This is a genomic window from Capnocytophaga granulosa ATCC 51502, assembly GCF_000411115.1.
Taxonomy (GTDB): domain Bacteria; phylum Bacteroidota; class Bacteroidia; order Flavobacteriales; family Flavobacteriaceae; genus Capnocytophaga; species Capnocytophaga granulosa.
In genome coordinates, this window is the sequence record NZ_KE150253.1 from 473724 (window position 1) to 487195 (window position 13472).

A 13472-nucleotide genomic window follows, 5' to 3' on the forward strand; every position below is an offset into this window, starting at 1 on the left:
CCATTAATCATTGAACATTAACCATTATTTGATGAAAATACAATACTTTTCCGACTTACACCTTGAGTTTGAGGACAATCTCAATTGGATTGACAACAACGCTATAGAGCGCGTGGGTGATATCCTAATCATCGCAGGCGATTTGTGTCCCTTTGTACAGCTCTCTCGTGTACTCTTTAAGAGCGAGATAGCCGACCTATGCAAGAGCTACAAAAAAGTGTTCTGGATTCCTGGCAACCATGAGTACTATATCTTTACACACAACTACACCGCTACCCGCTATGAGCAGCCGATGAAGGAAATCCCCAATCTATTTTTGGTAGACAACTATACCGAGCGTATCGACCGTACCCAACTGATTCTCTGTACAATGTGGAGCCATATCGGAAGGAAGAATGCTGCCAAGATTAAGTATGGTATGAGCGACTTCCACTATATCACTGTGCAGAACCCCGAAAAAGGAGAGGAAATAGACTCCCTACAAGTAGCTGACTTCAACGCTTTCAACAAAACAGCGGTTAAGTTTCTCAAAACAGCCGTCAAAAAGGCCACCCAAGCCAAGAAAGCAGGAGAGATAGACCATATTGTAGTGGCTACCCACTATGTTCCCACCCTTAAGTACTACCCGCAAATGTACTTGGGCAGCGTACTGAACGATGCCTTTGTCCTTGACCTTACCGATTTTATTGAAAAGAGTGCCATTGATTATTGGATTTATGGCCATCACCACTTCAACCAACCCGATTTCAGAATTGGCAATACGGTTCTGACTACCAACCAACTCGGTTACGTCATGCGTGAGGAAAATGAAGGCTTCGAGTGGGGACGATATATAGAAGTAGGGGCGAAAGACAATTCGCCCATAAATAACGAATAGTGAATAATTATATACAGATAAATAACCCATTAAAAATAAATTATTTATGGCAGACTTAGAATTAAAGGCTATTAAAGACTTTCAGAACTTCCACTTCCTGGTAAAGGATTACCAACGAGGCTATAAGTGGACAGGGGAAGAGGTTAAACAGTTATTGGATGATATCTACGAGTTTGAGCCTCAAAAAGAAAATGAATTTTATTGCCTACAACCTATTGTCATCAAGGAAGAAAAAGTAAGTAAGGAGAAAGAACTCATAGATGGGCAACAGCGTTGTACTACCATCTATCTTATCCTAAAATATTTAGGGAAAGATACGTTTGAGTTGAATTACCAAACACGCGAGAAAAGTGCTGAGTTTATAAAAGAGATTGATTCTTTAGCTATTGCTGGAGAATGGAAAGACTGGGTAGATGCCCATCCTGATAAAGATAATGTAGATAACTATCACTTCTTTGAGGCTTACCAAACCATACAAGACTGGTTTGCTGAGGAAAGTGAGGAAAGTAGAGATAAAAAGCGTTTTTTAGATAAACTACTGAATAAAACTCAAGTCATTTGGTATGAAGTGGAGGGAAATATAGATAGTATAGAACTCTTTACACGTATCAACAGCCATAAAATACCACTGACAGAAGCTGAACTAATCAAGGCTCTTTTCTTAATCAACTTAAAGAAAGGAACAAAACAGTCTGAGGTATTACAGCTCCAACAAAATGAGATAGCACAGCAATGGGATAGAATAGAAAATGAATTACAAAACAAAAACTTTTGGTATTTTATCTCCCATACAGCTCCTGGAGCAACTCGCATAGACAAACTACTATCGCTCTCTACTATTTTCAAAGATCCTGACAAAATTGGAGAACATGCCTTATTTTTTGCTTTTGAAAAAGATTTCAAAGACTCCCAAAAAGAGGCTTCCCAATGGGTAACTAACCGCTGGGGAGAGATAAAGCATATTTTTCAAAGATTCAAGGAATGGTATCATGATTTCGAACTCTATCACCTTATAGGATTACTAATTCATTTAGGAGAAGATATAGATGATATTTTATCTGTAAAAGAAAAAAGTACTTCTAAAAAGGATTTCAAAAACCATATCAAAGAAAAAATTTGCAAAGAAATAGAAAAAATAGGAGATATAAGAAAAGTTAGTTATAGCAAAGATAGAGATAAGGCTAAAAAAACCTTACTTATATTTAATATTATTTCTATTTTAAATTCAAAAGATGAGATCAATCGTTTCCCTTTTTACCAATATCAAAACATAAGTTGGGATATAGAACATATTCATGCTAAGGCAGATAACACTAAAGAGCAAAAAGAATGGTTAGAGGAGTTTAAAAATTGGCTGCTACAAAGCGGGAATGAAGAACTTATTAAGAAATATAGTGCTCGAATAGAAGAGGTATTAGCTGTTGAAAAGAATAATAATAGAGAGGAAGATCTTAAAGAAGAGGAAGATAAAATGGGAACACTTATTGAAGACATATATGACAATTTCTCTAACACTAAAGAAGAGGGAGAAGCATTTGATATTGATAATCTCTCAAATCTTGCTCTTTTAGATAGCAGTACTAACAGAGGTTATGGAAAAGCTCCTTTCCCTCAAAAAAGAACAACTATTATAAAAAAAGATGAGGAAGGAACCTTTATCCCACTATGTACCCGAAATGTTTTCCTAAAGTATTATTCGCCTCATACGGATAGCTTGCTCTCTTGGAGTGCTACCGATAGAAAAAATTACCTTGACAAAATAGAAGAAACCCTTAAAAATTTCAAAAACTATGAGTAATAAAACAACATTTTTGAGCTTTGCACAAAACAAAAAAATAGAAATTCCAATCTTTCAAAGAGATTATGCCCAAGGACGAAATGACGAGACAACTGATAAAATTCGTAAGGATTTTGTTAGTAGCTTAATTGAAGCATTAGATAAAAATATTCCTATTGAGTTAGATTTCATCTATGGTCGAGAGGTAGATAATAGCATTACACTAATAGATGGGCAACAACGCCTGACAACTTTGTTTCTGTTACATTGGTATATTTCACAACGAATCGGAAAAATAGATGCTTTTAAGAATATTAAGTTTAGCTATGCCACTCGTGATTATGCCAAGGACTTTACCGCTAAACTTACTACAGGGGAAGATTTTAAAATAGATTTTACCCAAGCTATTTTATCTACTGAACTAAAGGACAAAAATTGGTTCTATGACGATTGGCAACATGACCCTACTGTAAGTGGTATGCTCAATACGCTTGATGAAATTCATAAGCAATTAAAAGACAAAACAATAGATCATTATTGGTCTTTACTTGAGCAAGGTATCATTACTTTCTATTGGCTTGACTTAGAAAAGCACCAACTTACCGATGAGCTTTACCTTAAGATGAATGCTCGTGGCAAACAACTCTCTAAGTTTGAAAACTTTAAAGCAAGCCTAACAAAACGTATAGCCGATGAACAATGGGAAAAAGGAAAAGCATTTTCCTTAAAAATGGACACTGCCTATACTGATCTTTTTTGGAAATATAGAGGAAATGTGAATGTTATCGACTATGAGGTAACCAATTTCTTTGCAGGTATGGCTATGATAGGTTATGCACTCAAAGAAAAAAATAGTGAAGCCCAACAAAGAAGAGTCCAAGAACTATTCAACAATCCTCTCAGCGTAAGAGTTGAAGATTTTGAAGAAAGTGATTTCAATCTATTTATGTCTTACTTAAACTTCTATAGCACCGTAGAAAATATTTCAATAGAAACAAACCTATGGAAATATTACAATACTGATAACAAAAGAGGTTTTTTTGAAGAATTTATTAAAGATGAAAATAAAGGAACAGGAGAAGTTTATAAGGGAGCTACCTACCCTCAACGCATTTTCTTTTATGCCCTTAGTGAGCTCTTTATAAAGGTTAAGGACCAAGCAAGTAGAGAAAATTTTATCAGGGTAGTACGTAACATTGTTGAGAATGTTACTATCGATAGTGCTCAAACTTTTATAGGAGCTATCAGACTAATGAATGAGTTCTTAGAAGGAATGCAAGATATTTATAGTTACCTTAGTAAAACTGCTATCCAATCAAACTTTGCTTCCTATCAAGTAGCCCAGGAAATAGATAAAGCAAAACGTATTGTTGCTGACAGTCAATGGAAAGGGGCTATTTGGGAAGCGGAAGACCACTCTATGTTCAAGGGGGATATAGGTTTCTTACTTCTTGAAACAGAAAATAACTTAGACCTCTTCAAAAAACGCTATGAGGTAGCCAAAGAAATGTTTGATGAGAATGGTGTAAAAGGGAAATATCGAGAAAATGCACTTCTTTTGCGAGCTCTGATTAGTAGACTTGATCATTGGAGCTTAGTTTGGAACTTAAACTTTGATTCAAGTAAAGATAATTGGAAAGCATATATTCTAAAGACGATTTATAAAGAAAAGGAAAATCGTATAACCAAACACTTTTTAACTTTATTAGACAATGAAAATAAGCTAGAAGTATTTATCACAGAAGAACCTTCTTTAGAGAAAAACAATGAAAACATTGAATTATATAAGAAAACACTTAAGAACCTATATCAAACAGAGTTATTAGTTGCTATTTGTGAAAAATGTTATCTACGATGGGAATCAGAGAATTATATTCTATATCCATACAATGGTCGTAAAGAACAGTTTAAGTATATTGTTACTCATGAACGAAATAGTAAATTGGCAAAAGCCATAGAGGAAGGTATCATTACTACTGAACAGCAGTTAGAAGTCAATGGAAAGAAAATTCCTTTCTTCTGGGGTTGGAATGTTAGTTTTATCTATAATAATGAAGAATATTGGTATTATTATAATACGGATAAAACCAAAATCACCAAAAATGGACAGGATTGCACAGAAGAAGCCTTGCAGAAAATTTTCTCCTCTTCTCTCTAAATTTTTTCTTAGTCGGTCGTAGCTTGTCCAACATGAGCATTACCTTTGCACCGTAATCAAAAATTAAAAAACATGAATACGGTAAAAACAAACATTCTTAATCGACAGTTCCCCACAGGGACGCTTATTTTAGGTATAGGCGGTGAAGGGGCTAATTTCTTAGACTATGTACAAAAGAATAGCCCCCAGCCTATCCGCTTAAAGGAAGAAGTTGGTAACTATGGCGTAGGCGAAGGCTTCGCTGAGATTGACATACGCATATGGAAACACCTATTAGAATCACTAACCACTAACCCTTAAAAATCATGGCAAAAACAATCCAAATAGAACGTTTAGTACGTATAGTAAGTTTGCTTACAGCTAATAAAAAGGGTCTGTCAGCACAAAAAATTAGTGAAAAATTGAAGGAAGAGGGAATAAACTTCAGTGATAGAACCATAAGGAGAGACTTTGATGATATAGAAAGTGCCTTTGGTATAGAGATTGTCTTTAATGCTAAGGAAAAGGTATGGACAATAGATCCTGAAACCCTCTCAGACCAACAACTGCTCTTAGACCACCTCCTGCTTATGGAGGCCTACCGAAGGGCAAAAGATCAGCATATCCTCCTTGTGGAACCCCAACCCGAAAGAGGGTTGGAGATGCTTGACCCTATCCTTACGGCTATTGACAAAAACCTCTTGATTACTTTCCTCTACAAGGCTTTTTACTCGGAAGAGTCCACCGAAAGACAGGTGTTGGCTTATGCTGTAAGGGAATACCAAGGACGCTGGTACCTTATCGCTACGGACGACAAACCACCTTTCAAGCTCAAGGCATTTGCCTTTGACCGCATAAGCGGCCTAAGAGTAACAGAGACAAAGGTAAAACGCCAAAAATTGGATATGGAAACGTTCTTTGACCATTTCTATGGGATCTCCATGGCTGAAGGCGAACCATGCCAACAGATACTCCTTTCTTTCAACTATGAGCAAGGACAATATGCTAAAACACTCAAGCTACACCCATCGCAAGTAGTTGTTTTTGAAGATGATAAAGAGGTGCGCGTACAGCTAACCCTTGCTTTTCCCCATGGGGAAGCTCCCTACGACTTGGTCATGCGACTTTGCTCTTTTAGCGATTCGGTAAAGGTACTCGCTCCCGTCTCCTTAGCCCAGCAGGTTAAAGCACGCCTTAAGGCAGCATACAAACAATATACTTAGCAAATTGGAAAATTTTTCGTACATTTGTCCCTAATAAAATCATATAATTATGAGCTTAGAGGACAAATGGGCTTCCTTGGACAAAAAATTGGACGGAATCCTCCGCAACCAGTCTTATATTATCCAAAAAGTCTTACTAATGCAGAGCCAGTTGGAGCAGCTTTCTACAGCTGCCCCAGCTAAGGGAGACGTACCCAAACCTAAAGAGGTATTTCAACCAGTAACAGACAAAGAGATAATCCCATCTATAGAAAAAGCACCAGCGCCAAAGGTGCAAGAGGCACCAGCGCCCAAAGAGCAAGAGACACCGGCAGCGAAGGCGCAAGAGGTTGTAACACCAAAGGCAGAAGAGGTCATAGAAAAACCTATCCAAAAGGTAGCTATTGAGGCACCTATTACCCCTCCTAAGGCTGCTGCTTCTGCTTCTAAAGATACGAACAAACCTGTGATAGAGTGGTCTAAACTGATAAAAAAAGAGGATTGGGAACGCTTCATTGGGGGTAATCTCTTTAATAAGATTGGGATTGCCATTATCCTTATTGGGGTGTTTATTGGGGTGAAGTACTCCATAGACCATGATCTTATCAGTCCTACCATGCGTATTATCTTGGGTTACCTCACAGGGGGTGCCCTCTTTGCAGTGGGCTATTACCTAAAGCCTAAGTATGAGAAATTCAGTGCAGTGCTCGTCAGTGGGGCGATGGCGATTTTCTATTTCCTGACCTATGTAGCGTATGACTTTTACCAGATGTTCCCCACAGGGGTAGCTTTCGCACTGATGTTTTTTGTGACAGTTGCCACTATTTGGTTTGCTCTGAGCTACAACCAGCAGATTATTGCGCTTATTGGTATGGTAGGGGGCTATGCGGTGCCTTTCTTGCTTAGCAATGGGGGCGGACATGTATGGGTGCTCTTCTCCTATGTGGCCTTTATCAATGTAGGGATATTGATTATATCCTTCTATAAGCAATGGCGCTGGCTCTATCATTCGGCCTTTGTCTTTACTTGGGCACTTTACCTGACCCTTCATGTGTTCAAATACAACGATAACCAGGGACTTTATTTCTCATTCCTATTGGTGTATTACCTGATTTTCCATTTTGCCTTCATTGTACGCAAGCTCTGGGCAAAGGATACTTTTACCATAGGGGATATTCTTATTTTGCTCTCTAACACCTTGTTATTCTATTCGTTAGGGCTATCCTTTACCTTTGAAAGTGTATTTGAGCAGACACATGATTATCTAACGGTATTCACTTTGGCCAATGCGCTCTTCCACTTCTTGGTGTATTACTATACCCGTAGTCGGGGCGCTTCCAAGGAGCTGAAGTACCTAAGTCTTATCTTGGCCATTTCTTTTGGGACACTTACCATACCTATCTATTTTGAAGGGGTTTGGATTACTCTCTTCTGGGCAATGGAAGCAGGAGGTCTCTTCTGGGTAGGACGTACCAAAAAAATCCGTATGTATGAGATGCTCTCCTATATAGTACTCCCTTTAGCGACTTTTAGCCTTTGGACTAATTGGATAGAAATGCAGGAACATGTCGCCTCAATTCCAGAGAAGGTAACAGCTTTTCTCAATACTACCTTCCTTAACTCATTGCTTTATGTGGGTATAGTGGCGGGGATCTCCTATATCAATAGCCGTTATAGGGAAAAGGCCTCAGAAACGTTTGATTATGGGATCAATATACTCCTATTTATAGTGCTATATGCCACTTTTTATATAGAGATATATAATTATTGGGCGATAAGGATAAACCAATATGTAGTAGAAGCAGATACAGGAATGAAAGCCTATGATAGTTTGCAGTACTTTAAGCAAATGTGGCTTATTGTCTATACAGTGGCTTACTTTGCACTCTTTACATGGATAGATACGCGCTATATTTGCAAAGAAAAAATCTTGTTTAACAACTTGGTTTTCAATCTTGTTATAGGAATGATCATGCTCACACAAGGCTTGTATTTGCTCAGCGAACTCAGAGGGCTATACCTAAGTTATACCCCTGGTATGATGTATGTAATCATCCGTTATATAGCTCTATTGGCTTTTGCTCTGTTGTTATGGCAGACGTACAAGTTGCTCGATGCAGAGGCTATCAACTTCAAAAACAATAAGGTACGTGATTTGGTGCTTTATGGGGTTGTTCTATGGGTGGTAAGTAGCGAATGGCTACACTGGACAGAACTTTTGGGAGCTACGGCTAATTACAAATTGGGTCTGAGCATCTTATGGGTGTCTTATGGTGTGTTCATGCTTGTAAAGGGAATACATCAGAGCAAAAGCTATATGCGAATAGCCAGTATATCTGTAATTCTCTTTACTTTAGTCAAGCTATTTTTCTATGATATAGCGCACCTAAGTACTATTTCTAGAGTGGTGGTATTGGTCATACTTGGTGTATTGCTTATGATCGCTTCCTTCCTCTATGTGAAGTATGATAAGAAAATACGTAATAATGACAAGTGACCAATGACAAGTGACTAATACCATAATAGGATTTGTCACTAGTAACTTGTCACTAAAAAAAGTGATTTAACTGCTGGTGGGTTTGATTTTTTTTTGTATCTTTGCACGGAAATTTATAGAAGTGTCAATAGGTAACTTTTATAAATAAAGGCAAAATAAAGAATACATTCATACATAAAAATAATGGCACAAATAAAGGCGGCTGAAGTTTCAGCGATTCTTAAGAAACAATTAGCAAACTTCGATGCGTCGGTATCTTTAGAAGAGGTAGGGACGGTATTAGAAGTAGGAGATGGGATTGCTCGCATTTTCGGTCTCTCCAAAGTGGAAAACGGAGAGCTTGTCCATTTCGAATCAGGACAAGAAGGAATGGTGCTTAACCTTGAAGAAGATCACGTAGGGGTGGTACTCCTTGGTTCTTCTACCCAAATAAAAGAAGGGGACACTGTAAAACGTACCAAAACCATCGCCTCTATCAAAGTAGGGGAGGGGATCGTAGGACGTGTAATCAATACCTTAGGTGAACCTATTGACGGTAAAGGCCCTATCTTAGGCGAACTTTACGAAATGCCTTTCGAGCGTAAGGCGCCAGGGGTAATCTATCGCCAACCCGTAAATGAACCTTTGCAAACAGGGATTAAGGCTATTGATGCTATGATTCCTATTGGGCGCGGTCAGCGTGAGCTTGTAATCGGGGACAGACAGACAGGTAAAACTACCGTATGTATCGATACGATCCTCAACCAAAAAGAGTTCTACGATGCAGGTAATCCAGTGTATTGTATCTATGTAGCCATTGGTCAAAAAGCCTCTACTGTAGCAGGGATCGCTAAAACCTTGGAAGATGCAGGAGCACTCGCCTATACTACTATCGTAGCGGCCAATGCTTCTGACCCAGCACCTATGCAGGTATATGCGCCTTTTGCAGGGGTAGCTATTGGGGAATACTTCCGTGATACAGGTCGCCCAGCACTTATTATCTATGATGACCTTTCCAAGCAAGCGATGGCTTACCGTGAGGTATCCCTCTTGCTTCGTCGCCCGCCTGGACGTGAAGCGTATCCTGGGGACGTGTTCTACTTGCACTCTCGCCTCTTGGAACGCGCTGCTAAGGTGATTAAGGACGATAATGTAGCTCGCAATATGAATGACCTCCCTGATTCTATCAAACACCTTGTAAAGGGTGGTGGTTCTCTTACCGCACTTCCTGTGATAGAAACTCAAGCTGGTGACGTTTCCGCTTATATCCCAACCAACGTGATTTCTATCACCGACGGACAGATATTCCTCGAATCAGACCTATTCAACTCTGGGGTGCGTCCAGCAATCAACGTGGGTATCTCTGTATCCCGTGTGGGAGGTTCCGCTCAGATCAAGTCTATGAAGAAGGTAGCAGGTACCCTTAAGCTTGACCAAGCACAGTTCCGCGAATTGGCGGCTTTTGCTAAGTTCGGTTCTGACCTTGATGCAGCTACCAGCAACGTGATTGAGAAAGGAAAGCGCAATGTGGAAATCCTTAAACAATCTTCTAATACTCCATACAAGGTAGAAGACCAAGTAGCGATTATCTATGTAGGTTCTAAGAACCTATTGCGCCAAGTTCCAGTAGAGCGCGTACGTGAGTTTGAAAAAGAATACTTAGATAACCTTCGCACAGCTCACCAAGATACCCTTGCAGAACTCAAAGCAGGAAAAATCAATAATGAGATTACTTCTGTATTGGAAAAAGTAGCTAAAGATATAGCTCAGAACTATACAAAATAACCTCAAGTTTCCATAATGTAAGAAAAGAGGCTGTCCTAAATATCTGGACAGCCTTCTATTATTTTATGGGTTTCTATTTTGAACCTTTTTCAATAATTTTCTTCACATTCAAAACTGAACAAATGGTAATAAGAGAATTTGTTACAGAAGTCAATATGAAATTTGATAAATTTATCTTTTCTAGCAGAAGAAGACATGAGATAAAAGCCTCTAAAGCCAAACATAGAATAATCAGAAATATAAAAAAAATTTTCATATATGTGTTTTTTAAAAAACAACCTGCTACATCTGCTAAAGCTAACATGAGTTCGACATAAATAAAATTATATTTTTTCTCCTACAGACTCCACAGAGAGAATGATACAACAACTAAGTGCAAATCTTAACAGCATGATTACACAAACATAGAGAATCTGTGAAATCCGTGAAAATCAGGGGGAGCTTTTGTATATCGAACTCACGTTATTTATTTTCTTTTATATGCTTCTATATTTGTAATAAATTCATCAAAAAGATAGCTTGCATCATGAGGGCCTGGAGCTGCTTCAGGGTGGTATTGTACGCTGAATACGGGGCGGTTCTTTAGGCGAATACCCGCTACAGTACCATCATTGAGGTGTAGGTGGGTGATCTCTATATTGGGGTTCTTTTCCGCTAATTCCTTATCAACAGCAAAACCATGATTCTGGGAGGTAATCTCACTCTTGCCTGTAAGGAGGTTTTTTACAGGGTGGTTGATTCCTCTGTGGCCATTGCGCATCTTATAGGTAGGTACTCCTTGGGAGAGGGCAATGAGCTGGTGACCTAAGCAAATGCCAAATACAGGCTTACCACTGTCAATAACTTGCTGAGTAAGTGTAATGGCCTCGGTTAGTGGTTCAGGGTCGCCAGGGCCATTGGAAAGGAAGAAGCCATCAGGGGCAAAAGCACTAAGTTCTTCAAAGGTAGCTGTATGTGGGAACACCTTGATATAGGCACCACGAGCCGCCAAGTTGCGCAATATATTGCGCTTGATACCCAGATCCAAGGCAGCCACACGATAGGGGGCATTTTCATCTCCTACGAAATAAGCCTCCTTGGTGGATACTTCAGGGGCTAAGGCCAAGCCCTTCATGGAAGGTTGCGCCTTGAGCTGGGCTTTGAGTCCTTCTATGTTGTCCACTTCGGTGGAGAGTACCGCATTCATACTCCCATGATCACGTATGTAGGACACCAAGGCACGAGTATCCACATCGCTTACTACAAAGAGATTTTGTCTTTCAAGGAAAGCGCCTAAGGACTCTTCACTAATAGGGCGGGAGCCATACTCACTAAAGTTGCGGCATACCAGTCCTGCAATCTTCACCCCGTCGGATTCGTTTTCCTCGGAGAAAGCTCCGTAATTGCCTATATGAACGGTAGCTGCTACCATGATTTGCCCGAAGTAGGAGGGGTCGGTAAAGATTTCCTGATAGCCAGTCATCCCTGTATTAAAGCAGATTTCACCAAAAGCACTACCTTCTTTTCCTACGGCTTTTCCATAGAAAACAGTGCCGTCCTCCAAGAGGACAATTGCTGGTTTTTTTTGTGTATATTTCATTGGATAATCACCATGATTCTGTGCTGCAAATATACGTCATTTTTCTGACTATACTTGGTTTTTTAATTAAATTTTGATAGCCAATCTTGCTTTTAAGGGGAAGAGATTTCCTAAATTGGCTAGGACTTGTAAGGCTATGTTTTTCAGTAAGTAACGCCTTATTCCAAATAAAATAGCATTGTTTTTACTCTGTGAATTTTTCTAAAGAGGGGATACCTCTTAGGTTATTTTCTCCTATTTCAGAGAGTGTGACCTCTTGTATCTTGTTATATCCCTTTTGAGAGTTCCATATATCTTTATTTGCTAATTGGATACTATATTCCTTTCTTTTGGAAAGAGGCTCTCGCGGATCGGGTAGGTTTAGGAAGATAGTATATTTTCCTTTGCTCATGCCACGCGGTAGCAAGAAAGTAGTCTTTAGTGTATTTGTTTTTCCTGCAAACCAGTAACGAGGATCATCGGCTAAGGGAATTCTATATTTCTCATTAGGTTTTTCTTCAGATATGAACAATAACTCCACTCTGCGAGGGTTGAAAGGAGATGCCCATCCCGTATTTTTCAGTAGTAATTCTATCTGATAGGGGCTTCCTATTTTGGGATTTTTGGTGAAGTAACCTTTCATTAGAGAAAAGCGATAACCCAATCGCTTTTGAATTTCATTGAGGCATTTTCCTCCCTTCCATTGTTTGAAAACATCTTGATGATAGTCTCGATTGAGGTAAGACCAATGATATTGAGAGAATTGGGCTAAAGCATGGCTACATGTCGCTAGGGAAGAAAGTGCACAAGTCTCTCCTCCCATAGCAGTATATTTGCTTTCGGCCTCCCAATAATTTCTATATGTGAGGTTATTAGCAAAGGTGCCTCTATCATCTTCGTCTGCCAAAAAACAGTCATTATGGGCGGCAATACGAGCCAGAGGTGTTCCCTTGAAGGCTGTCGAAAGGCTGAGTGTATCCTTTGGGGTGATACCTTGGGTTAGGAGCTTGGCCTGAGGTGTACGCACAGCAATCATTCTATCAGAGGGGAGCGCATCCAAAAGAGCTGCAAGAACACGTGCTCTGGGAGCATACGCCTCCTCTTTAGGTTTGTATACATAATTATCTGTATAGTACCATTCTCCCCACACACCTACAAAACCAGCCTCCATCAGACAAATTACGTCTGAATATTCTTGGAGGATGGGTTTGAGTTGAGCTATATGTCTTTGGGTAATCTCCCAAGGGGCATCCCAAGGTCTTTCTTCTCTAGAAGAAGTATAAGCAAAGCGCACAATAGCCTTATTCCCTTCTTCACGCAGCACCCGCATATTGTGGCGGATTAGCTCAAGAAAAGCCTCAGATATAGGTTTGTCACGGAATTCCTTTAGATAGTATATAGTGAACACAAGGGAGATGCCTTCCTCACGATATTTCTGGATATCACTTGCCGAGAGCATTTCGTTCTTGCTTGCAGAGAAACCACGATGCGTATAGAATCCTCGTTCAGGATTAAGGATATTTGCCTGACTTTCGATATACTGTTTTATTTGCATTTGATCATAATCTGTAGGGACAGAAGGTGCTGCTTCAGAATTGGTTTTCTCACAATTGGCAAAGAGCAGTAAGCAGAATGGTAATAGAAGAATAGGTTTCATGGA

9 protein-coding genes are annotated in these 13472 nt (G+C 39.4%); 7 read left to right on the forward strand and 2 right to left on the reverse strand.

Going from position 1 to position 13472, the window contains the following annotated elements; translation table 11 throughout:
* Window positions 1-31 precede the first annotated feature (31 nt).
* From HMPREF9331_RS07170 to atpA, 7 genes are all read left to right on the forward strand, one after another.
* Window positions 32-877: a metallophosphoesterase gene (locus HMPREF9331_RS07170; protein ID WP_016420330.1), complete on the forward strand. Its 846-nt coding sequence runs from the start codon at window positions 32-34 to the stop codon at window positions 875-877.
* Between the two features lie 46 nt (window positions 878-923).
* The gene (locus HMPREF9331_RS07175; RefSeq protein WP_016420331.1) at window positions 924-2675 is read left to right on the forward strand and encodes a DUF262 domain-containing protein; all 1752 of its coding nucleotides are present in this window, start codon (window positions 924-926) and stop codon (window positions 2673-2675) included.
* Window positions 2668-4812, forward strand: a complete 2145-nt coding sequence (locus HMPREF9331_RS07180) for a DUF262 domain-containing protein (RefSeq protein ID WP_016420332.1) — start codon at window positions 2668-2670, stop codon at window positions 4810-4812. Before HMPREF9331_RS07175 ends, HMPREF9331_RS07180 begins: the two co-directional genes overlap by 8 nt.
* A gap of 72 nt (window positions 4813-4884) precedes the next feature.
* The gene (locus tag HMPREF9331_RS07185) at window positions 4885-5112 is read left to right on the forward strand and encodes a hypothetical protein (protein ID WP_016420333.1); all 228 of its coding nucleotides are present in this window, start codon (window positions 4885-4887) and stop codon (window positions 5110-5112) included.
* Window positions 5113-5117: 5 nt separating this feature from the next.
* Window positions 5118-6014 (forward strand): helix-turn-helix transcriptional regulator, encoded by an 897-nt coding sequence (locus HMPREF9331_RS07190; RefSeq protein ID WP_016420334.1) that lies wholly within the window; start codon window positions 5118-5120, stop codon window positions 6012-6014.
* A gap of 49 nt (window positions 6015-6063) precedes the next feature.
* Window positions 6064-8490 (forward strand): DUF2339 domain-containing protein, encoded by a 2427-nt coding sequence (locus HMPREF9331_RS07195; protein ID WP_016420335.1) that lies wholly within the window; start codon window positions 6064-6066, stop codon window positions 8488-8490.
* Between the two features lie 183 nt (window positions 8491-8673).
* Entirely contained in the window at window positions 8674-10254 is a 1581-nt protein-coding gene (gene atpA, locus HMPREF9331_RS07200; RefSeq protein ID WP_016420336.1) for a F0F1 ATP synthase subunit alpha, read from the forward strand.
* A 466-nt stretch (window positions 10255-10720) separates the two neighbouring features.
* On the opposite strand, the gene carA is transcribed toward atpA, so the two are convergent.
* On the reverse strand, window positions 10721-11833 hold the full coding sequence (gene carA / locus HMPREF9331_RS07210) for a glutamine-hydrolyzing carbamoyl-phosphate synthase small subunit (protein WP_016420338.1): 1113 nt from the start codon (window positions 11831-11833) through the stop codon (window positions 10721-10723).
* Window positions 11834-12017: 184 nt separating this feature from the next.
* On the reverse strand, window positions 12018-13469 hold the full coding sequence (locus tag HMPREF9331_RS07215) for a DUF4832 domain-containing protein (protein ID WP_016420339.1): 1452 nt from the start codon (window positions 13467-13469) through the stop codon (window positions 12018-12020).
* Window positions 13470-13472: the final 3 nt, after the last annotated feature.

Coding starts and splice junctions, on each gene's coding strand:
- HMPREF9331_RS07170 (WP_016420330.1), top strand. CDS start 32: ATGAAAATACAATACTTTTCCGACTTACACCTTGAGTTTGAGGACAAT.
- HMPREF9331_RS07175 (WP_016420331.1), top strand. CDS start 924: ATGGCAGACTTAGAATTAAAGGCTATTAAAGACTTTCAGAACTTCCAC.
- HMPREF9331_RS07180 (WP_016420332.1), top strand. CDS start 2,668: ATGAGTAATAAAACAACATTTTTGAGCTTTGCACAAAACAAAAAAATA.
- HMPREF9331_RS07185 (WP_016420333.1), top strand. CDS start 4,885: ATGAATACGGTAAAAACAAACATTCTTAATCGACAGTTCCCCACAGGG.
- HMPREF9331_RS07190 (WP_016420334.1), top strand. CDS start 5,118: ATGGCAAAAACAATCCAAATAGAACGTTTAGTACGTATAGTAAGTTTG.
- HMPREF9331_RS07195 (WP_016420335.1), top strand. CDS start 6,064: ATGAGCTTAGAGGACAAATGGGCTTCCTTGGACAAAAAATTGGACGGA.
- atpA (WP_016420336.1), top strand. CDS start 8,674: ATGGCACAAATAAAGGCGGCTGAAGTTTCAGCGATTCTTAAGAAACAA.
- carA (WP_016420338.1), bottom strand. CDS start 11,833: ATGAAATATACACAAAAAAAACCAGCAATTGTCCTCTTGGAGGACGGC.
- HMPREF9331_RS07215 (WP_016420339.1), bottom strand. CDS start 13,469: ATGAAACCTATTCTTCTATTACCATTCTGCTTACTGCTCTTTGCCAAT.